The 19827-nt window shown below is 71.7% G+C and carries 18 protein-coding genes; 7 read left to right on the forward strand and 11 right to left on the reverse strand.

Going from position 1 to position 19827, the window contains the following annotated elements; all coding sequences use genetic code 11:
- The first annotated feature begins 29 nt into the window (after positions 1-29).
- On the forward strand, positions 30-1820 hold the full coding sequence (locus ACUKCB_RS10005) for a helix-hairpin-helix domain-containing protein (RefSeq protein ID WP_473040242.1): 1791 nt from the start codon (positions 30-32) through the stop codon (positions 1818-1820).
- A 77-nt stretch (positions 1821-1897) separates the two neighbouring features.
- Here the strand turns inward: ACUKCB_RS10005 and ACUKCB_RS10010 are convergent, their stop codons facing one another.
- The 5 genes from ACUKCB_RS10010 to ACUKCB_RS10030 all read right to left on the reverse strand — a co-directional run bounded on the left by ACUKCB_RS10010 (position 1898) and on the right by ACUKCB_RS10030 (position 6368).
- Entirely contained in the window at positions 1898-2659 is a 762-nt protein-coding gene (locus ACUKCB_RS10010; protein ID WP_473040243.1) for an SDR family NAD(P)-dependent oxidoreductase, read from the reverse strand.
- 113 nt (positions 2660-2772) lie between these two features.
- Positions 2773-3537, reverse strand: a complete 765-nt coding sequence (gene fabI / locus ACUKCB_RS10015; RefSeq protein ID WP_473040244.1) for an enoyl-ACP reductase FabI — start codon at positions 3535-3537, stop codon at positions 2773-2775.
- Positions 3538-3624: 87 nt separating this feature from the next.
- Entirely contained in the window at positions 3625-4329 is a 705-nt protein-coding gene (gene fabG / locus ACUKCB_RS10020) for a 3-oxoacyl-ACP reductase FabG (protein WP_473040245.1), read from the reverse strand.
- 142 nt (positions 4330-4471) lie between these two features.
- The gene (locus tag ACUKCB_RS10025; protein WP_473040246.1) at positions 4472-5131 is read right to left on the reverse strand and encodes a response regulator; all 660 of its coding nucleotides are present in this window, start codon (positions 5129-5131) and stop codon (positions 4472-4474) included.
- Complete coding sequence (locus ACUKCB_RS10030; protein ID WP_473040965.1) at positions 5106-6368, reverse strand: sensor histidine kinase; 1263 nt, start codon at positions 6366-6368, stop codon at positions 5106-5108. Before ACUKCB_RS10030 ends, ACUKCB_RS10025 begins: the two co-directional genes overlap by 26 nt.
- Positions 6369-6775: 407 nt before the next feature.
- On the opposite strand from ACUKCB_RS10030, the gene ACUKCB_RS10035 reads away from it, so the two are divergent.
- From ACUKCB_RS10035 to ACUKCB_RS10045, 3 genes are all read left to right on the forward strand, one after another.
- A complete protein-coding gene (locus tag ACUKCB_RS10035) occupies positions 6776-7540 on the forward strand; it encodes an ABC transporter ATP-binding protein (protein WP_191271041.1) in 765 nt (254 codons plus the stop codon).
- A 5-nt stretch (positions 7541-7545) separates the two neighbouring features.
- Positions 7546-10239 (forward strand): ABC transporter permease, encoded by a 2694-nt coding sequence (locus tag ACUKCB_RS10040; RefSeq protein WP_473040247.1) that lies wholly within the window; start codon positions 7546-7548, stop codon positions 10237-10239.
- 344 nt (positions 10240-10583) lie between these two features.
- Positions 10584-12203, forward strand: a complete 1620-nt coding sequence (locus ACUKCB_RS10045) for an MFS transporter (protein ID WP_473040248.1) — start codon at positions 10584-10586, stop codon at positions 12201-12203.
- A 26-nt stretch (positions 12204-12229) separates the two neighbouring features.
- Here the strand turns inward: ACUKCB_RS10045 and ACUKCB_RS10050 are convergent, their stop codons facing one another.
- The 5 genes from ACUKCB_RS10050 to ACUKCB_RS10070 all read right to left on the reverse strand — a co-directional run bounded on the left by ACUKCB_RS10050 (position 12230) and on the right by ACUKCB_RS10070 (position 14981).
- On the reverse strand, positions 12230-12523 hold the full coding sequence (locus ACUKCB_RS10050) for a hypothetical protein (RefSeq protein ID WP_191271044.1): 294 nt from the start codon (positions 12521-12523) through the stop codon (positions 12230-12232).
- Between the two features lie 140 nt (positions 12524-12663).
- Positions 12664-12927, reverse strand: a complete 264-nt coding sequence (locus ACUKCB_RS10055; RefSeq protein ID WP_473040249.1) for a hypothetical protein — start codon at positions 12925-12927, stop codon at positions 12664-12666.
- A gap of 83 nt (positions 12928-13010) precedes the next feature.
- Positions 13011-13835, reverse strand: coding sequence for a polyprenol monophosphomannose synthase (locus ACUKCB_RS10060; protein ID WP_473040250.1), 825 nt, complete (start codon positions 13833-13835; stop codon positions 13011-13013).
- Between the two features lie 145 nt (positions 13836-13980).
- Positions 13981-14787, reverse strand: a complete 807-nt coding sequence (locus ACUKCB_RS10065; protein WP_191271047.1) for a DeoR/GlpR family DNA-binding transcription regulator — start codon at positions 14785-14787, stop codon at positions 13981-13983.
- A gap of 59 nt (positions 14788-14846) precedes the next feature.
- The gene (locus ACUKCB_RS10070; RefSeq protein ID WP_473040251.1) at positions 14847-14981 is read right to left on the reverse strand and encodes a hypothetical protein; all 135 of its coding nucleotides are present in this window, start codon (positions 14979-14981) and stop codon (positions 14847-14849) included.
- Positions 14982-15082: 101 nt separating this feature from the next.
- Here ACUKCB_RS10070 and ACUKCB_RS10075 point away from each other — a divergent pair, with 101 nt between their 5' ends.
- Positions 15083-15853 carry a 4'-phosphopantetheinyl transferase family protein gene (locus ACUKCB_RS10075; protein ID WP_473040252.1) on the forward strand — a complete coding sequence of 257 codons (771 nt, stop codon included), beginning with the start codon at positions 15083-15085 and terminating at the stop codon, positions 15851-15853.
- Between the two features lie 39 nt (positions 15854-15892).
- Here the strand turns inward: ACUKCB_RS10075 and ACUKCB_RS10080 are convergent, their stop codons facing one another.
- Positions 15893-17047 (reverse strand): acyl-CoA dehydrogenase family protein, encoded by a 1155-nt coding sequence (locus ACUKCB_RS10080; RefSeq protein ID WP_473040253.1) that lies wholly within the window; start codon positions 17045-17047, stop codon positions 15893-15895.
- Positions 17048-17299: 252 nt separating this feature from the next.
- On the opposite strand from ACUKCB_RS10080, the gene ACUKCB_RS10085 reads away from it, so the two are divergent.
- Positions 17300-18196: a LysR family transcriptional regulator gene (locus tag ACUKCB_RS10085; protein WP_473040254.1), complete on the forward strand. Its 897-nt coding sequence runs from the start codon at positions 17300-17302 to the stop codon at positions 18194-18196.
- A 307-nt stretch (positions 18197-18503) separates the two neighbouring features.
- On the forward strand, positions 18504-19820 hold the full coding sequence (locus ACUKCB_RS10090; protein ID WP_473040255.1) for an ABC transporter substrate-binding protein: 1317 nt from the start codon (positions 18504-18506) through the stop codon (positions 19818-19820).
- Positions 19821-19827: the final 7 nt, after the last annotated feature.

Genomic DNA, 19827 nt, shown 5'->3' on the forward strand with positions numbered 1-19827 from the left:
GTCCACGAACCACCTGACGAGGGGAACCGGTGTCCGAGGCTGTTGAGAAGGTCAGTGCCGTCCTTGGCCGGATGGGTGCCCCGAGCGCCCTGGCGCCGCGCCTGGCGGCCGCGCTGGGCCCGCAACCCGCCGCCGAGCTGGACGCCAACCCCTGGCTGCTGCTGCGCCTGCCCGTCGTGACCGTCGAACAGGCCGACTACTGTGCGCGCAGACACCTGGGCGAGGCCGCCCGCCCCGACGACCCCCGCCGGCTGGGTGCCCTGGTCGGGCACACCCTGCGCACCGCCGCGCGCCGCGGGCACACCGCGATCGAGGAGAAGCGCCTGGCCACGGTGGTCGGCCAACTCGGGGTCGCCGACCCGCGGGCGGCGCTGGAGGCCGCGGTGTCCGCCGAGGAGGCGGCCCTGTTCGAGAGCGCCGACGAGCCCGACGACGACTTCGACTTCGAGGAGGGCGGGGTCCCCGAGGTGCCGGACCTGCCCGACCCCGAACGCTTCTACGCCTCCCCCGAGGTCGGCCGCGCCGAGCAGCGGCTGGGTGAGGAGCTGCTCCGGCTCATCGGTGGCAGCGAGCCGATCATGGACCCGGTGACCGCCGCCGAAACCCTGGAGGCCGCCACCTCCCGGGGCGGCTTCGAGATCTCCGACACCACCCGGGAGGCCCTGCTCACCGCCACCCTGCGTCCGGTGACCGTGGTGCACCACGGTCCCGGCGACCGGGACGAGACCGCCCGAACCCTGGTGTGCCTGGCCGCGATCGCGCGGGAGAGTCAGGTGGGGATCGCCGTGGTCGCCCCCACCGCCCAGACCGCCGCCGCCGTCAACGCCGACCTGGCCCGGGTCACCGGCCGCGAGGAGCCGGAGTCCGGACAGGCGGACGAGGGGGAGCCGGGCGGGGAGCCGACCCCGGTCCGCGCGGTGTCCCTGGCCGAGCTGCTGGCCGCGGAACCGGACCCCGCGGGACTGGTGGTGCTGCACGAGTCGATGTCGCTGGGGGTGGCCCGGACCGCCGACCTGGTGGCGACCTGCACCGACGACACCCACCTGGTGCTGCTGGCCGACCCGGATCAGGCCCCCTCCGCCACCCCTGGCCGGGTGGTGGCGGACGTGGCCGCCTCGCGCACCGCCCACGTGGCCGCACTCGCCGACGAGGCCGAACCCTCCCCCCTGACCGTGCTCGTCCGCGCGGTCGCCGGGGGCGGGTGGCCCGAGGTGGAGGCGCCCGACCGCGAGGTGGTGCGGGTTCCGGCCTCCTCCGCGGAGGAGGCCGCCCACCGCGTGGTGCAGTTGGTCACCGACTCCATACCCAGGGCCCTGGGTATCGACGCCGACCAGGTCCAGGTGGTGGCCGCCCGCGAGGACGGCCCGGCGGGCGCACGGGCGCTCAACGCCGCATGCAAGGAGAGGCTGAACCCGGGCCCGGGGGCGCACGGCGGGTTCGACGTGGGCGACCGGGTGGTCCTGGCCGCCGAGGGCCCCGGCTACGGCCCGGGCGACACCGGCTACCTGCGTGCGGTCTCCGAGGGGGCGGTGGTCGAGCTGACCGGGGGCAGCCGGGTGACCGTGCACGACCCGGCCGCGCTGCGCCCGGGCTGGGCGGTGGGCGTGGCGGCCGCGCACGGCGGTTGCTGGCCCGCGGTGGTCACGGTGTTCCCGCCCCAGGTCCCGGTGTCGCGCCCGCAGGTCTACACGGCGCTGACCAGGGCCACCCGGCACGTGTCGGTGGTGGACGCCACCGACGGCGCGCTGGAGGCGGGGGTGCGCGAGACCCTCGCCCCGGAGCGGACGACCCGGCTGGCCCTCGTTCTGCGCGAGGGCTGACTCCCGGCCGCGTCCCGGAGCGGATCCGCTGCGCCCGGACCGGGGTCGGACGGCGGCGGTTCAGGCGCAGCCGAGGTTCAGACCCGGTCGAGGAAGCCCCCGTCGACCACCAGGTTCTGGCCGGTGACGAAGGTGGCCGCGGGGCTGGCGAGGAAGGCCACGGAACGGGCGACCTCCTCCGGGCGGCCGAGGCGGCCCGAGGGGATGCGTGCGCGGACGCTCTCGTAGAAGTCCGGGTCGTTCTCCCTGCGCCGCTCCCAGCCTCCGCCGGAGAACTCGACGGGGCCGGGCGAGACCGTGTTGACCCGCACGCCCTCGGGCGCCCACTCCCGGGCCAGCGAGGACGCGTGGTGGTTCAGCGCCGCCTTGACCGCACCGTAGGAGCGGGCCCCCGCGGGCCTGGTCACGTGCAGCGCCGAGGTGGTGGAGACCAGCACCACCGAGCCGCCCCGCTCGGAGCCCAACAGGTAGGGCCCGGCCGCCTCGGTCAGCCGCACGAACGGCATGAGGTCGGTGTTGAACCCGCGCTCCCACTGGTCGGGGGTGGGCGCACTGCCGCCGGAGACGTTGGAGACGAGCACGTCCAGCCCGCCGAGCGCCTCGGCCGCGTCGTCGACGAAGGAAGGCAGCGCGGTGTGGTCGGTGACGTCCAGGTCCCGGGTGAAGACCTTCACGCCGGTCTCGGCCAGCTCCTGCGCCGCCTGGTCCAGAGGGCGGCGGGTGCGGGCGCAGATCGCCAGGTCAGCGCCCTCCTCGGCGAACACCTGAGCGATGGCGCGACCGATCCCCCTGCTGGCCCCGGTCACCACGACCCGTGCCCCCGACAGTCCCAGATCCATACCGTCCACCTTCCGAAGCCTTACGTGCGGCCGGGACCCGTTCGGGTACCGGCGGGCAGATCGTACCGGTGGCCGGGGCACGGACGCGGACGGCGCCCCGGCCTCGGAACGGCTCAGGCGCCGGTCGAGTGGAACCCGCCGTCGACGTGCACGATCTCGCCTGTGGTGGCCGGGAACCAGTCCGACAGCAGGGCCACGACCGCCTTGGCGGCGGGTTCGGGGTCGGTGACGTCCCAGCCCAGGGGCGCGCGCTCGGGCCAGTGCCTGGCCAGCTCCTCGAAACCGGGGATGCTGCGGGCGGCCATGGTGCTCAGCGGTCCCGCCGAGACCAGGTTGACCCGGACGTCCCGGTCGCCCACGTAGCGGGCCAGGTACCGGGCGGTGGAGGTCAGCGCGGACTTGGCCACGCCCATCCAGTCGTAGATGGGGTAGGACACGCTGTTGTCGAAGTCCATGGCGACCACCGAGCCGCCGCTCCCCATGAGCGGAAGCAGGGAGGTGGTGAGCGACTTCAGCGAGAAGGTGGAGATGTGCATCGCCGTGGCGACGTCCTGCCACTCGGTGTTCAGGAAGTTGCCGCCCAGGGCCTCCTGCGGGGTGAAGCCGATGGAGTGGACGATGCCGTCGAGCCCGTCGACGTGCTCGCCGACCCGCTCGGCCAGGCCGGCGAGGTGCTCGTCGTTGGTGACGTCGAGCTCCAGGACGGGGGGCGTCTCGGGCAGGCGCTTGGCGATGCGCTGCACCAGACCCATGCGGCCGTAGCCGGTGAGCACGACCGTGGCGCCCTGCTCCTGGGCGAGGCGGGCGACGTGGAAGGCGATGGAGGAGTCGGTGAGCACCCCGGTGACGAGGATGCGCTTACCTTCGAGGATTCCCATGTTCGGGTGGTCCGTCCTGTCTGTGGCTGGGGCCGGACTGGTCCGGCCGGTGGCTTGCCGTTGCGGGGCGGGGTGCGCCTACGCGGCTCAGTGGCCCATGCCCAGGCCGCCGTCGACGGGGATGACGGCGCCGGTGACGTAACCGCCGCCGGGCCCGGCGAGGAAGCCGACGGTTTTGGCGATGTCGTCGGTGGAGCCGAGGCGGCCCAGCGGGACGTTCTTCTTGATCTCCGCCTGGCGCTCCTCGGGCAGTGCCGCGGTCATGTCGGTCTCGATGAAGCCGGGGGCGACGACGTTCACGGTGATGTTGCGCGAGCCCAGCTCGCGGGCGAGGGAGCGGCCGAAGCCGACGAGCCCGGCCTTGGAGGCGGCGTAGTTGGCCTGGCCGCCGGAGCCGAGCAGGCCCACGACCGACGAGATCAGGACGATGCGGCCGGAGCGCTTGCGCATCATGCCGCGAACGGCGCGCTTGGCGACGCGGAAGGAGCCGGTGAGGTTGGTGTCGACGACGGAGGAGAAGTCCTCCTCGCTCATGAGTGCGAGGAGCTGGTCCTTGGTGACCCCCGCGTTGGCGACGAGCACCTCCACGGGCCCCTGGGCCTCCTCGACCTCCTTGAAGGCGGCGTCGACCTGGGCGGAGTCGGTGATGTCACAGCGGACGCCCAGGAACCCCTCCGGGGGTTCGCCGGACCGGTAGGTGACCGCCACGTTGTCCCCACCAGCCGCCAGCTCACGGGCGATGGCCAGACCGATCCCTCGGTTGCCACCGGTGACCAGTACCGAGCGCGACATAGGGGCTCCTCTTCTCTGCGACTGTGGTGAACAGCCACGACGTGATGTTCCTGCGGGCGGACCGCCTTGCAGGGTACCGAGCTACCCGCCGGTAGACGCAACCGAGGTGAGGAACAGGACCCCTCCGAACGTTCCCGGCGATTCAGGCCCACCCCGCGTCATGGGCGAGGATGGCGGCCTGTACCCGGTTGGACATCTCCAATTTGGCGAGGATCCGGCTGACATGGGCCTTGACGGTGGTCTCCCGCATGTTCAGGGCGCGCCCCACCTCGGCGTTGGACTTGCCCTCGGCCACCGCCACCAGCACCTGGCGTTCGCGTTCGCTCAGCACCGACAGACGGCGCAGGGCCTCCGTACGGCCGGCCGCCGAGTCGGCCGGGGCGGGCGAGGCGAAGCGTTCGAGCATGCGCTTGGTGACGCTGGGCGCGAGCATGGCGTGGCCCTCGTACACGGTGCGCACGGCGTTGATGAGCTCGCGCGGCGGGGTGTCCTTGAGCAGGAAGCCGACCGCGCCCGCGCGCAGTGCGCCGTGCACGTACTCGTCCAGGTCGAAGGTGGTGAGAAGAACCACCCTGGGCGCCTCGGGCAGCTGGGTCAACCGGCCGGCCGCGGCCAGCCCGTCGGTGCCGGGCATCCGGATGTCCAGCAGTACGACGTCGGGGGCGAGCTCCTCGGCCAGGCGCACGGCCTGTTCGCCGTCGCTGCCCTCCCCGACCACCTCGATGTCGGGTGCGGCCTCCAGGATCATCCGCAGCCCGGACCTGACCAGGAGTTCGTCATCGACCAGGAGCGTGCGGATCACCGTCGGTGCCCTCTTCCTCAACCTCGGCGGAGTGCGGTCCGGGTTCGGCGGCCGTGTCCGGGCTCTCCTCCCCCACCGGCAAGATAGCGCGCATCCGCCACCCGCCGTCAGGACACACTCCGGCGCTGAGCTCGCCCCCGGCCAGCACGACGCGCTCGCGCAGCCCGGTCAGGCCGTACCCGCTGCGCGGCGGGGCGTGGACCGGGCCGTTGCCGGGTTCGTTGACCACCTCGACCTCCAGCCGGTTCGGGCCGTGGTGCAGCCACACCCGCACGGCCGCGCCGGTGGCGTGCTTGGCGGCGTTGGTCAGCCCCTCCTGGACGATGCGGAAGGCGGTGCGCTGGACCGCGGGCGGGAGCGGACGCCGCGGTCCGGTCTCCTCCCGGCTCACCTCCATCCCGGCCCCGCGCCACTCGGCGATCAGGCGTTCGAGATCGTTGAGGACGGGCTGGGGCGCGGTGGGCGCCGTGTCCGTGCCGTCGTCGCGCAGGACCCCGAGGATGCCGCGCAGCTCCGCCAGGGCCTCCCGGCCGGTGGTGCGGATGAGCCCGGCCGCCTGGGCGGTGCGCTCGTCGGCCGCCGAGACCTCCAGGCCGCCCGCGTGCAGGACCATCAGGCTGACCCGGTGGGCGACCACATCGTGCATCTCACGGGCGATGCGGGTGCGTTCGGCGCTGATGGCCTGATCGGCCATCATGTGCTGTTCGCGTTCGAGGCGTTCGGCCCGCTCCTGGAGGCGGTCGATGAGCTGGCGGCGGGTGCCGATCCACAGCCCGGCGATGACCGGCACGACCAGGTAGAGCACGGACAGCACCACGAAGGAGACCGGGGTGTGGTTGTAGGTGACCGCGGTGGCGAGGAGGCCGAGTACGAACCAGCCGGTCAGGGGCCTGCGGTCGCTGAAGTGGGCGGGGTAGGAGTACAGGCCCACCATCAGCGGGATCGGGTTGGCGTACAGGGCCATCAGGAGCACCCCGGCCAGCATGAGCCACTTGGGGTTGCTGCGGCGCCAGAGCATCGCCACCGAGGCCAGGGTCCCGGGCACCACGAAGAGCACGAGGACCGCGGGCAGGGCTACCAGGACGTTCGAGAGCAGGCCGAACACTCCCGTGAGCGGCAAGGAGAGCAGGCCCAGACCGCTGCTGGTCCCGGCCAGCATCATCATCCCGCTGAAGGGCAGGGTGAAGACGGCGTAGCACCAGTCGGCGATGCGCAGCCGACGGTCCCACCACCACATCCAGTTGTGCCGCGCCAGGGCGGCGGCGCTCTCCGCCCGCGATCTCAGCCAGCCTCTCACCCGCCCGAGTCTAGGTCCGCGGTTCGGTCGCCGCCCCCGACCGGCCGACGCGCCGCGCACCTCGGTCCGATCGTCGGTCCGTTGCGTTTTCCCAGGCCGACGAGGCGTCCCGGGAGGAGGCGAAGCTCCGGGTGCGGACGTCCCCCCTACGAAAGTGGGGGGTACGGCCGGACGAAGGAGTCCCGAACCCGCCTTCCGTCATGCCTTTGGCCGACACCGGGTTCGGCCCGTGGGGGGAGGCCGCGACCTGACACGCGGGCCTAGCGTGGAGACCACGCCGAAGCGCCGGGGGCCGCCCCGACCCACCGGCACCATCCCGATTCCCGATTTCCTGGAGTTGTTCTTCCGTGACCGAGTCCGCTGTGAAACCCACGTCCCCGGTCCAAGCCCCGCCGGTGGTGGTGGCGCGAGGACTCACCAAGATCTACGACACCGGCGGCAACCAGGTGCACGCCCTGGCCGGCGTGGACGTGGAGTTCCACCGGGGGGCGTTCACCGCGATCATGGGCCCCTCCGGCTCCGGCAAGTCCACCCTGATGCACTGCCTGGCCGGACTGGACGTGCCCACCTCCGGTACCGTCCACCTGGGCCGCACCCAGATCACCGGTATGCGCGACGGCGACCTCACCCTGCTGCGCCGGGACCGGATCGGCTTCATCTTCCAGTCGTTCAACCTGCTGCCGATGCTGACCGCCGAGCAGAACATCCTGCTCCCCTCGCAGATCGCCAGACGCCGGATCGACCAGGCGCGCTTCGACCACATCGTCGACGTCGTGGGGCTGCGCGACCGACTGGGCCACCTGCCCGCCAAGCTCTCCGGCGGCCAGCAGCAGCGCGTGGCCGTGGCCCGGGCCCTGCTCAACGCACCCGAGGTGGTCTACGCCGACGAGCCCACCGGCAACCTGGACTCCCGTTCGGGCGCCGAGATCCTGACCTTCCTGCGCGACTCGGCCAAGGACCTCGACCAGACCATCGTCATGGTCACCCACGACCCGGTGGCGGCCTCCTACGCCGACCGCGTGGTGTTCCTGCGCGACGGCCGCCTGGTGGACGAGGTCCTCGACCCGACCGCCGAGACCGTCTCCGAGCACCTGTTGAAGCTGGAGGCCTGAACTCCATGCTGCGCACCACACTCGCCGGGCTGAGACTGCACAAGTCCCGGTACGTCACCACTGTTCTGGCCATCCTGCTCGGCGTCATGTTCGTCTCCGGGACGATGGTCTTCGCCGACACCCTCGAGGGCAGCTACGAGGAGTCGGTGATGGGGTCGGCGACCAGCGTCGACGCCATCGCCACCCCCGAAGCGGACGAGGACGCGGAGACCGAGGACGGCTTCCCGGCCGACCCCGTCCCCTTCGAACAGTCCGTCCTGGAGGACATCCGAGCCCTGCCCGAGGTGGCTGACGCCGACGGACTGGTCCGCGGCCAGGCCGTGCTCCTGGACGACGAGGGCCGCGCCTTCGGCTTCACCCCGCCCGCCGCCGTCGCGTTCGGGGAGACCAGCAGGTTCTCCGCGAGCGAGGGCGAGCTGCCCGCCGCCGACGACGAGATCGCCCTGGCGACCTCCACCGCGGACCAGACCGGGTTCGAGGTCGGCGACACCGTCACCGTGCTCGACCCCGACCAGGACAAGCGTGAGTTCACCCTCACCGGTCTGGTCAACTTCGGCGTCGACCGCAGCTACAGCTACGGCGGTGCCGTCATCTTCGCCCCGGACACGATCCGGGAGATGACCGGGGCCGACGGCTACTCCGAGATCGACGTGCTGGCCGCCGAGGGCACGACCCCCGAGGAGGCGGCCATCGCGGTCGCCACCGTCACCGGCACCGACGTGCAGACCGGTATGGAATTCGGCGAGAAGATGGCGGAGAGCTCCGGCGCGCAGACCGAACTCCTGCGCATCGCCCTGCTGCTCTTCGGTGTCGTCGCGATGTTCGTCGCCGGGATCGTCATCTACAACACCTTCGCGATCCTCATCGCCCAGCGCCAGCGCGAACTCGCTCTGCTGCGCTGTGTGGGCGCCAAGCGCGGCCAGGTCTTCCGTTCGGTGCTGACCGAGTCGTTCGTGGTCGGCCTGTTCGCCTCCGCGCTCGGTGTCCTGGCCGGTGTGGGCATCGGTATGGCCGGCGCCCGGTTCGGCGGCCAGATGATGGGCACCGAGGCCACCGCCTCCGTGGTGGTCAGCCCCACCGCCGTGATCGTCGGCCTGCTGGTCGGCACCCTGATGACGGTGTTCTCCGCGCTCGTTCCGGCCACCCGCGCCACCCGTGTGGCGCCGCTGGCGGCTCTGCAGAGCAGTGCCACCGCCTCCGGGCTGGAGAAGGGCACCGGTTGGGTGCGCGTGGTGTTCGGCCTGCTGGCCTTCGCAGTCTCCGCCGGCCTGGTCGCCCTGGCCCAGATGGCGAGCCCCGACCCCGCGGGCCTGTTCATCGTGACCGGCGCGGCCCTGGTCGCCTTCGTCGGTGTGGTCATCCTCGGCCCACTGCTGGTGCGGGGGATCGTACGGGTGGTCGGGGTACCGCTGCGCCGGATGGGCGTGCCCAGCATGCTGGCGGTGGACAACTCCACCCGGAGCCCGCGGCGCGCCGCCACCGCGATGATCGCGCTCACCGTGGGGGCCACGCTCATCACCGGCTACTCGGTGATCAGTTCGTCGGTCGAGTCCACCATGACCAAGCAGTTGGACGAGCAGTTCCCGGTGGACTACCAGGTGAGCGCCCAGTACGACCCCGAGACTCAGGCAGCCGCCGCGGACCCGGAGGAGGAGCTCGAAGAGGGGGCCCCGGAGGAGGACCTCTCCGAGGAGGGTGTTCCGGAGGAGAGCACTCCGGACGAAGGTGCTGCCGAGGACGGGACCACCGAGGCCGAGACCATCAACGAGGGGGTCGGGGAGCCCCTGGTCCCGAACGAGGTCGAGGAGGCGCTGGCTGCCAGCCCCCTCCTGGACGAGGTGATGTCCGAGCGTTCCACTTCGGTGGAGGACCCCGAGGACGCCAACATGGGTCTGCCCGTGTCCGCGTACTACGGGGCCGAGATGGGCGTCGACATGCAGGGCGACACCGTCGAGGGCGACATGGCCGACCTCGAACCCGGCAAGGTCCTGCTCACCGAGAGCTACGCCGACGGCCGGGGGGTCGGTGACACCCTCCCCGTGCCCGCCCCCGGAGGCGACCTCGACCTGGAGATCGCCGCGGTCCTGGAGAACGGGGGGACCTTCTGGGGGGCGATCATCACCCCCGAGGACTTCGCATCGGCCTTCCCCGGCATCCAGGAGAGCCGTTACCTGTACATCAGCGCCGCTGACGGGGCCGACCCGGCCGAGGTCCGCGATGCCGTCTACACGGCGGTCGAGGACCACCCGACCGTGCAGGTCATGTCGGTCGCGGAGATGAAGAACCAGTTCTCCGAGATGATGGACATCGCCTTCTACACGATCGCGGCGATGCTGGGCCTGGCGATCATCATCGCGGTGTTCGGTATCTCCAACACGATGGCGCTGTCGGTCCTGGAACGCACCCGGGAGTCCGCGCTGCTGCGGGCGCTGGGCCTGGCCAAGGGCCAGCTGCGCCGGATGCTCAGCATCGAGGCCGTGCTGCTCTGCCTGATCGGCGCGGGCATCGGCATCGTCCTGGGCGTGCTGTTCGGCTGGGCCGCCGGAGCGGCGGTGTTGCCGGGCCTGGTGTTCAGCGTCCCGGGCCCCCAGATCGCGGTGTTCATCGCCATCGCGGTCCTGGCCGGTCTGCTGGCCGCGGTGCTGCCCGCCCGCCGAGCCGCCGGGACCTCGATCACCGGGGCCCTGGCCAGCGAATAACCATCAGTCAAAACCGCACAGAGCGACGGAAAGTCGGCGCGGGCCCCACCTTCGGGCGGGGTCCGCGCCCACTTCTCCTTTGCGAGCTTCTCCTTTGCGAGAGCGCCGCCGACTTCAGCCGGTGGGTGAATCGCCCACCGGACTCACCGCCCCGGGCGGGTTCGGGACCCCTTTTCACCGTGATCTTGCTACCAGGGGCAATTTCGGCGCCGAAGTTGCCCCTGGTAGCAAGATCACGATGGTTTAGTGGTTTTCGGAAGCAGTGGACACTTTCCGTCAGCTGGGTTCTCCCGCCTTCGGATGGGAGAGGATGTCACTGTGTTTCCAGTGCTCGGAGGGTTTTCATGAGTGGTTCGGCCTCGGTACCGGTCGCCGCCGGGCAGGTGGCGTGGGGGACGCCCGCCGCCCGGTGGATGCTGACGGCCACGGTCCTGGGTTCGGGGATGGCGTTCCTGGACTCGACGGTGGTGACGGTGGCGCTGCCCGCCATCCAGGGGGACCTGGACACGGGCCTGGCCGGACTCCAGTGGATCGTCAACGGATACATGGTGACGCTGTCCGCGCTGATCCTGCTCAGCGGCTCACTGTCGGACCGCTTCGGCCGGGTGCGGCTGTTCATGGTCGGAGTCGCGGTGTTCGCGCTGGCCTCGGCCCTGTGCACGTTCGCGCCGACCCTGGAGTGGCTGGTCGCCGGACGGGTGGTCCAGGGGGTGGGCGGGGCGCTGCTGACCCCGGGGAGCCTGGCCATTCTCCAGGCGGGCTTCCGGGAGGACGACCGGGCGCGTGCGATCGGGGCGTGGTCCGGGCTGACCGGCGTGGCCTCCGCCGTGGGACCGTTCGTGGGCGGCTGGCTGGTACAGATCGGCGACTGGCGGCTGATCTTCCTCATCAACCTGCCGGTCGCGGCCGCGGTACTGCTGATCGCCTGGTTCAAGGTGCCCGAGTCCCGGGACTCCTCCGCGGCCCGGCGCCTGGACTACAACGGCGCGCTGCTGGGTGTGGTCGCGCTGGCCGGGATCACCTACGCCCTGATCCAGTGGGGGGCGTCGGGAGGCACCCCCGCGGTGTGGACCGCCGTCGGTGTCGGTGTGCTGGCCCTGGCCGCGTTCCTGTTCACCGAGGCGCGCAGCCCCGCCCCCATGCTGCCGCTGGGTGTCTTTCGGTCGCTACCGTTCAGCGTGACCAACGCCGCCACCGTGCTGATCTACGGTTCGCTGGGGCCGTTGCTGTTCCTCCTGGTGATCTACCTCCAGGAGGTGGCGGGCTACCCGCCGATCGCTGCGGGGGCCGCCTCCCTGCCCATCACCGTTCTGATGCTGTTGCTGTCGGCGCGCTCGGGCAAGCTCGCCGCCCGGATCGGCCCGAGGGTCCAGCTGGTGGCCGGGCCCCTGCTGCTGGCCGCCGGGTTCGTGCTGCTGTCCCGGCTGGAGGGGGACGCCCCCTACCTGACCGGGGTGCTGCCCGGGGTCCTGCTGGTCGCGCTGGGCCTGGCCACGACGGTGGCCCCGCTGACGGCCACGGTGCTCGCCTCGGTACCCGAACGGCACGCCGGGCTGGCCTCGGGGGTGAACAACACGTTCGCGCGGAGCGCGCAGTTGATCGGTGTGGCCGCGGTTCCGGTGCTGGCCGGGATCGGTGGCTCCGGCGGCGAGGGGGCGGGGACGCCCGGGGACTCCTCGGCGCTCGCGGACGGGTTCGGGGCGGCGATGCTGATCCTGACGGGGCTGTGCGTGCTGGCCTCGCTGTGCGCTCTGGTGCTGCCGCGCGGACGGATGCCCGAGGCGGCCGAGGCCGCCGACCGGGGTTCCCTGCCGGAGGAGGCCAGCGCCCTGGAGCCGTTCGGCGAGGAACAGCCGGTGCGGTTCTGCGGCGCGTCCGGCCCTCCCCTGCGGTCCTGCCCGGGATCGACCGCCGGGGACACCACGGACGGCCCCGCGGAGGGGAACGGCTCCGCGACGGAATGAGGGGCACCCGGTGGGGCTCGGGCCGGTCAGCCCTCGTCCCCCTCCGGGGGCCGGTCGTTGACGGCGTCGGGATCGGGGACCACGCTCAGCGCCTCCTCCTCGGCGCTGCGGTCACCGCCCCAGCGCTGGTGCGGGATGACCCCCAGGCGCTCGGCGCGCACCCCGTCGTTGATGCCCAGCCTCCCCTTGCTGTCGTCGTCCTCGAAGTTGTAGCCGAGGATGCCGAAGTCGGGGTCGATGACACGTTCTCGTTGGGCGACCTCGCTCGCCTGGGGGTCGTCACCCAGGTCCAGGTCCACCTCGTAGGGCTGTTCGGTCACTGTGTCCGCCTCCTTGCCCACGGTCTTCCCCGCTTTGACCTCGATGATCGCAAATCCTCGTGCGATTGTGCAGAAAACGGGGCCGGACACGGGCCGGGCCCCGGAGCCCTCCTCGGGGGCCCGGGGCCCGGCGCGGCCGTTCAGGCGTCGGAGTCGTCCACCTCGTGCACCGCCTCCCGTTCGGCTCCGGGCTCGTCGATGTCGAAGTCCTCCCTGGGGATGACGTCGTCGCGTTCCTCCCGGACCTCCTCGTCGATACCCCGCTCGGTGGCGGCGCTCTCGTCCTCGAAGGTGTAGCCGTAGACGGGCGCGTCCGGGTTCTGCCGGCTCTCCGCCTCGGCGATCTCGCTCTCCTGGGGGTCCTCCCCCATGTCGGCGTCGACGTCGTAGGGCTGTTCGGACACTGTTGTCGCCCCCTTCTCGCGTTCTCCCGATGATCGCAGTTCAGGGTGGTGCGGCGAAGGAAGACACGGGGTGTCCACGGCCGCTACGGGCGGCGCCTGGCGTTCTCCGCACGCCGCAACCGCAGCGGACGCAGAGCCGCCTCCAGGGCGACCGCCCCGTCGAGCTTGCTCTGCCCCACCACACGGTCCTCGAAGTGGATGGGGATCTCCATGATCTTCTGGCCCCGGCGGAAGGCCCGGTAGTGCATCTCCACCTGGAAGGCGTAACCGGTGCTCTCGATACTGGACAGGTCGAGGGCCTCCAGGGCCGAGGCCCGCCAGATCTTGAAACCGGCGGTGACGTCCCGGACCGGGATGGACAGGACCGTCTTGACGTAGGTGTTGGCCCATCCGCTGAGGAGGCGTCGGCGCAGGCCCCACGCCTCGGAGAGACTGCCGCCGGGCACGTAGCGGCTGCCGATGACCACCCCGGAGTTGGTCGCGTGCAGGGTTCCCAGGAGCTGGGGCACGTAGCCCACCGGGTGGCTGAGGTCCGCGTCCATCTGCACCACGTACTCGGCCCCCTCCGCCAGGGCCCGGGTCATGCCCTCCACGTAGGCGCGGCCGAGACCGTCCTTGCGAGTGCGGTGGACCACCGTCAACCGTCCGCCGAGTTCCGCCGCGAGCTTGTCGGCGACCTCCCCGGTCCCGTCCGGCGAGTTGTCGTCCACCACCACGATCCGCAGCCCGGGCAGGTCCAACGCCATGAGCTGGGCCACCAGCACCGGCAGGTTCCCGGCCTCGTCGTAGGTCGGGACGACCACGGTCAGGGACGAGCTCCGCCAGGGTTCGGGGAGCGCCACGGGCTCAGGGGTGACCCGCACCGGCGCGGACGGCTGGTGTTCCGGGGGCGGCGGTTGGGAGGTCATGCTCGGCGGCTCCTGGTGCGTGGACGTCGGTACCGACTGGACGGGACGCGTCCAGGATCACGCATAGAACGCTCACCGCACAATACGTCCGAACACCCGGGTACACACCCGTCACGTGGCGAAGCGGCAGAGGCGGGGCCCGGGGTCACTGGCCGCGTTCGTCGGCGACCACGGCGACGTGCACGAGGGCTCCGGTCTCCTCCAGGGTCATCAGGACCTCGGGGTCGGCGCTGCTGTCGGTGACCAGGTGGGCGATCTCCTCGGGGGCGACGGTGGGCACCATGGTGTCGGCGCCCACCTTGGTGTGGTCGGCCAGCACGATGGTCTCCTCGGCGCAGGCCGCCAGTGCGCGGTCGAGGCCGGCCACCGCGGGGTTGGGGGTGCTCAGCCCGCGGTCCGCGCTGACGCCGTTGCCGGACAGGAAGGCCCGGTTGACCCTCAGACCGGCCAGGGAGGCTTCGGCGGCGGCCCCGACGAGGGCTCTCATCGGCGCGTGCAGGGTGCCGCCGGTCATGACCACCTCGACCCCGGCGGCACCGGCCAGCACGTCGGCGACCCGCAGGGAGTTGGTGACCACGGTGAGGTCGCCGTGGCCCAGGAGCGCTCGGGCGAAGGCCTCCGCGGTGCTGCCGGGACCGATCGTGACCGCGTCTCCGGGGCGGACCAGGCGGGCAGCGGTGGCGGCGATCGCGGCCTTCTCCGCCGCGCACTGGCTGCTCTTGCCCGTGTAGCTCTGCTCGTGGCCGATCCGTCCGGGCAGCGCGGCGCCGCCCCTGCGGCGGTCGAGCAGCCCTTCGGCCTCCATCGCGCGCACGTCACGGCGGACGGTGACCTCCGAGGCGCGCACCTTGGCGGCGATGTCGCGCAGGGACATGCTGCCGTTGGTTCGCACCAGTTCCAGGATGCGTTCCCGGCGCTCGGCGGCGAACGCCGGACGGCTCTCCTCGACCATGGGTACGGTCCCGCTTTCCGTGCCGTTGACTGTGCTGCACGGCAGGGAACCGCGCCGTCCTAGAGTACGGAGTGATCCTCGGTGGACCGCGTCCCGGGCTCCGGCTTCTCTGTCACGAGCGTCACCAGGACGACCGCGGTGAGGGCGACCAGTCCGATGAGCGCTCCGGCTCCGAACAACACGACGACAGACATCTGAGCCTCCAAGGGGGCGGGCTGACCTGCCACTTGACGAATGCCCCGTTTCACGCCCGCTCACACCACTGATCGCGCGGCAGATCAGCCACAATGGGGGGATGACCCTCAGCTCCGCACCCCTTGAGTCCACGGTGTGGTGGGCCCACACCTCCGCCGCGAACGAACGTCTGCTGCGCCTGCTGGACAGCGGGGAACTCGCCCGCCATTCCCGGTTCCGGCTGCAGGCGGACCGCGACCGCTACCTCCTGGGGCGTTCGATGGCCCGGCTGGTCCTGGCCGAGCGGGCCGGGTGCGCGCCGGAGAAGGTGACCTTCGAGCTGCGCTGCGCCTCCTGCGAGGAGAAGTCGCGGGCCGGTGCGGGCGGGGGCGATGACGCACCCCACGGCAAACCGGTGCCCACCGGTGCGGCCGAGGGCTGGGAGATCTCCGTCAGCCACTCCGGTGAGTGGGTGGCGCTGGCGCTGGCCCACGGGGTGGCGGTGGGGGTGGACGTGGAGCGGGTCTCGGACACCCGTGACCTGGCCGGGCTGGCCGGGTACACCCTGGCGGACACCGAGCACGAGGTGTGGAGCGCGCTGCCCGAGGCCGATCGGGCCGGGGCGTTCTTCGGTTACTGGGCGCGCAAGGAGGCGCTGCTCAAGGCCACCGGCCTGGGGTTGTCCGGCGGTCTGCGCCGGGTCGGGGTCACCCCGCCGCACACGCGGGCCCGCCTGCTCTTCTGGGAGGGCGGGGCCGACCCCGGGGCCGCGTGGCTGTCGGACCTGGACCGCGGGCCCGAGTACCGGTCGGCGCTGGCGGTGCTGACCGACCGCCGGGTGGAGCTGACGGTGCACCCGCCCGAGGCCGCCCCGGCCCTGCTGCGCCGATAGGTTCCGGCGCCGGGCCCCCGGGTACGCTCCTGCGGCGGTTCAGGCCTCCCTGGCCAGATGGCGGCTGATGACCAGGCGCTGCACCTGGTTGGTGCCCTCCACGATCTGCAGGACCTTGGCCTCGCGCATGTAGCGCTCGACGGGGAAGTCCCGGGTGTAGCCGTAACCGCCGAAGACCTGGACGGCGTCGGTGGTGACCTTCATGGCGGTGTCGGTCGCCATCAGCTTGGCCATCGCCGCCTGCTTGCCGAAGGGGCGGCCCGCGTCACGCAGTCGGGCGGCGGAGAGGTAGAGCTCGCGGGAGGCCGCGATCTGGGTGGCCATGTCGGCGAGCATGAAGCCCATCCCCTGGAAGTCGCCGATGGCGCTGCCGAACTGGCGGCGTTCCCGGGAGTAGGCCAGGGCCGCGTCCAGTGCGGCCTGGGCCAGGCCCACGGCACAGGCGGCGATGCCCAGGCGGCCGGAGTCCAGGGCGGCCAGGGCGATACCGAACCCGCGGTCCTCCTCCCCCACGAGGGCGTCCGCGCCCAGCAAGACCTCGTCGAACAGAACCCCGGCAGTGGGCGAGGAACACATGCCCATCTTGTGTTCGGGGGTCGCGGAGCCCAGTCCGGGCGTGTCCGAGGGCACGTGGAAGCAGCTGATGCCGCGTGTCCCCGAGTCCGGGGCGCCGGTGCGCGCGAAGAGCGTGTAGTAGTCGGCCCGTCCCCCGTGGGTGATCCACGCCTTGGCTCCGTTGACCCGGTAACCGCCGTCGACGCGCTCCGCGCGGGTGGCGAGCGCGGCGGCGTCGGAACCGGAGGAGGTCTCGGACAGGCAGTAGGCGCCCAGGAGTTCACCGCCGACCATGGCGGGCAGGTGGGCGGCTTTCTGCTCCCGGCTGCCGAAGGCCGCCATCGGGTAGCAGGAGAGGGTGTGGACGCTGACCCCCAGCCCGACGGCGAGCCAGCCGCGGGCCAATTCCTCCACAACCTGGAGGTAGACCTCGTAGGGCTGTTCGCCACCGCCGTACTCGGCCGGGTAGGGGAGCCCGAGCAGCCCGCTCCCGCCCAGGGTGGCGAAGAGGTCGCGGGGGAAGAGGGCTTCCTCCTCATCCGCGGCCGCACGGGGTGCGACCTCCTTGTCGACGAGCTCCCTGGTCAGCTCCAGGAGCTGTTCGGCCTCGGGTGTGTGCAGCATGCGTTCGACCGCCATGAAATCCCCCACGGTTACGCGCCCGGGTGCGCCTCGGACCCACCGCCCCCGCGGGGTCTCCGCGAATTTAGTAGGTCGTCCAACTATATGGTGATGAACGGCACCCTATCCCACGGGGGCGTCCGGCGCCTCGACCAGACGGGCCCGGACGGCGGGGCCGGGAACGCACCGGCCGCCGGACGGGACGCGTGACGCGACCGCCCGCCCCGGCCCGGCTGTACACGGAGCGCCTCCTCGCCTTAGATTCCACGCATGGACCTCGAACTCCGCCACCTGCGTACGATCTGCCTGCTGGCCGACACCGGCAGCGTGACCAGGGCGGCGGCAGCGCTGTCCACGTCCCAGCCGGCGCTGACGACCCAGTTGCAGCGGATCGAGCGCGAGGTGGGCGGCCCCCTGTTCCACCGGGGTCGCTCGGGGGTGCGGCCGACGGAGCTCGGCGAGTTCGTTCTGGTCCGGGCACGCGCGGTCCTGCTGTCCATGGACGACCTGGTGCACGACATCACCGCCCGGGGCGCCTCACCGAGCACCTTGCGCGTGGGCGGGGTCGGCCCCCTGACCGTGGAGCTGTCCGCACGCCTGCCGGAGGTCTTTCCGGGCGTTCCGGTACACGTGCGCACCGAGTACTCGCCCAAGCTGGTCACCGACCTGGTGCGGGCGGGCCGGTTGGACCTGGGAACCACCATCGACTACGTGGACCGCGACCTGCCCACCGACGGACCGCTGGCCTGGGCGATGCTCGCGGTGGACCCCCTGCACGTGGCCGTGTGGGCCGACCATCCGATGGCGGAGAAACCGCTCATCCGTCTGGAGGACCTGTCCGGATGCCCGTGGGCGCTGACCCCGCCGGACGGCACGGGCTGGCCCGAGTGCTTCTACCTGGCCTGCCAGCGGGCCGGCTTCAGCCCCGAGGTCCCCTACCGCCTCTACGACCGGTCCGAGATCCGCGACCTCATCGCCGACCGCCGCGCGATCGCCCCGTGCCAGTCGGACTTCGAGGCCGGCCGGGGTGTGGTGGTGCGCCAGTTGGAGGGGGCGCCGATACAGCTCCGCCACCTCCTGGTCTGGCGCCGCGACAGCGCCGTGCACCAGGCCTCGGACCGTGTCGCCCGCCTGGCCCGCGAACTCCTGGACCGCACCGGGGCCTGAGGCCGGGAAGCCGGGACCGGGAAGCTTCGAGGGGACCACGCGGCGTGGTCCCCTTCGCCGTCTCCGAAAGCACTCCCCCGGCCCGCGCACGCCCGAGGACGGCGGCCTCCGAGCACCGATCCCGCCCCTGATGGGGTTACCGCAGGTTGCAGTGACGAGCTGTGTTCGTATGATGTTTACCAACCGGTAACGTACTGGCGAGTAGGTATATCCGTCCCATGATCCTCTCCCGAGCTACGAAGCCGCTTTCCCCACGGGCCGAGAAGGCCTCCCGCTGCGAAGGCACAACCGAGTTCAGGACACCACCATGCGATCACTGGGAATCATCTCTTCGGCGCTCGCCGTCGCGGTTCTCGCCGCCTCCTGCGCGGACTCCGAGTCGGCGCAGGACGACACCGCCTCGGACATCACCACGGGGGTCACCGACGACAGCGTCGTCATCGGAACCCACCAGCCGCTGACCGGCTCGGCCTCCCCCGGCTTCGTGCACGTCTCCACCGGAGCGAGCGCGGTCTTCGACTACATCAACGACAACGGCGGCATCCACGGCCGCCGGATCGACTACCGGGTCAAGGACGACGCCTTCAACCCCGCGCAGACCATGGACGTCACCCGCGAGCTGATCGACGAGGACGAGATCTTCGCGATGCTCGGCGGTCTGGGGACACCCACCCACGAGGCGGTCATCCAGGACCTCAACGACGAGGGCGTCCCCGACCTGTTCGTCTCCTCCGGGGCCCTGGCCTGGGACCAGCCCGAGGAGTACCCGTACAGCTACGGGTTCCAGGTGGACTACTCCACGGAGGCCAAGGTTCAGGGGGCCTACATCGCGCAGAACCTCCCCGACGCGGACGTCGGCCTGCTCTACCAGAACGACGACGTCGGCCCGGCCTCGCACGCGGGTATCGAGCAGTACCTCATCGACGACATCGTCGCCTGGGAGTCCTACGACCCGGGTGTTCCCGAGCTCGACGGCCAGATCGCCGCGCTGAAGGAGTCCGGGGCCGACGTCGCGGTCTGCTACTGCATCCCCGCCTTCCTGGGCCTGGCCATCCTCGAGGCCCAGTCCATCGGCTACGAACCCCAGTGGGTGGCACCCAGCTTCGGCGGTGACGTCGAGATCATCTCGCAGCTCATCGAGGAGTACGCCGAGGGCACCCCCGCCGAGGACGTACCGCCGGAGGCCTTCACCGACGGCCTGATCGTCACGGCCTTCCTGCCGATGGCGGCGCAGACCGACGACCCGTGGACCGAGTTCTACCGCGAGATCCACGACGAGTACAACGACGGCGCCCCCTTCACCGACACCACGGTGTACGGCATGGTGCAGGCGACCCTGTTCGCCCAGCTCCTCATGGAGGTCGGCCCCGACCTGGACCGGGAGACCCTCATCCGGACCCTGAACTCCCAGGAGTGGGTCGGCCCCGGCCTGGTGCCCTTCGCCGCCACCGAGGAGGACCACAGCGGCTACTCCGGCGTGATGGTGGTCCAGCACAGCGCCGGAGAGAAGCCCGAGGTCCTCCAGGAGCCGCGGGTCACCGACAGCGACGGCGGGGACATCCTCCCCTTCGACCTGGACCGGCCCGGCCCGGACGAGGTCGAACTCTTCGGCGGCACCGGCTGAGCGGGGG

This window comes from Nocardiopsis moroccensis (assembly GCF_055763695.1).

Bases quoted from the DNA above. Each gene is read 5' to 3' on its own strand.
- ACUKCB_RS10010 (WP_473040243.1), bottom strand. From the start codon at position 2,659: ATGGATCTGGGACTGTCGGGGGCACGGGTCGTGGTGACCGGGGCCAGC.
- fabI (WP_473040244.1), bottom strand. From the start codon at position 3,537: ATGGGAATCCTCGAAGGTAAGCGCATCCTCGTCACCGGGGTGCTCACC.
- fabG (WP_473040245.1), bottom strand. From the start codon at position 4,329: ATGTCGCGCTCGGTACTGGTCACCGGTGGCAACCGAGGGATCGGTCTG.
- ACUKCB_RS10030 (WP_473040965.1), bottom strand. From the start codon at position 6,368: ATGTGGTGGTGGGACCGTCGGCTGCGCATCGCCGACTGGTGCTACGCC.
- ACUKCB_RS10040 (WP_473040247.1), top strand. From the start codon at position 7,546: ATGCTGCGCACCACACTCGCCGGGCTGAGACTGCACAAGTCCCGGTAC.
- ACUKCB_RS10045 (WP_473040248.1), top strand. From the start codon at position 10,584: ATGAGTGGTTCGGCCTCGGTACCGGTCGCCGCCGGGCAGGTGGCGTGG.
- ACUKCB_RS10060 (WP_473040250.1), bottom strand. From the start codon at position 13,835: ATGACCTCCCAACCGCCGCCCCCGGAACACCAGCCGTCCGCGCCGGTG.
- ACUKCB_RS10065 (WP_191271047.1), bottom strand. From the start codon at position 14,787: ATGGTCGAGGAGAGCCGTCCGGCGTTCGCCGCCGAGCGCCGGGAACGC.
- ACUKCB_RS10070 (WP_473040251.1), bottom strand. From the start codon at position 14,981: ATGTCTGTCGTCGTGTTGTTCGGAGCCGGAGCGCTCATCGGACTGGTC.
- ACUKCB_RS10075 (WP_473040252.1), top strand. From the start codon at position 15,083: ATGACCCTCAGCTCCGCACCCCTTGAGTCCACGGTGTGGTGGGCCCAC.
- ACUKCB_RS10080 (WP_473040253.1), bottom strand. From the start codon at position 17,047: ATGGCGGTCGAACGCATGCTGCACACACCCGAGGCCGAACAGCTCCTG.
- ACUKCB_RS10085 (WP_473040254.1), top strand. From the start codon at position 17,300: ATGGACCTCGAACTCCGCCACCTGCGTACGATCTGCCTGCTGGCCGAC.
- ACUKCB_RS10090 (WP_473040255.1), top strand. From the start codon at position 18,504: ATGCGATCACTGGGAATCATCTCTTCGGCGCTCGCCGTCGCGGTTCTC.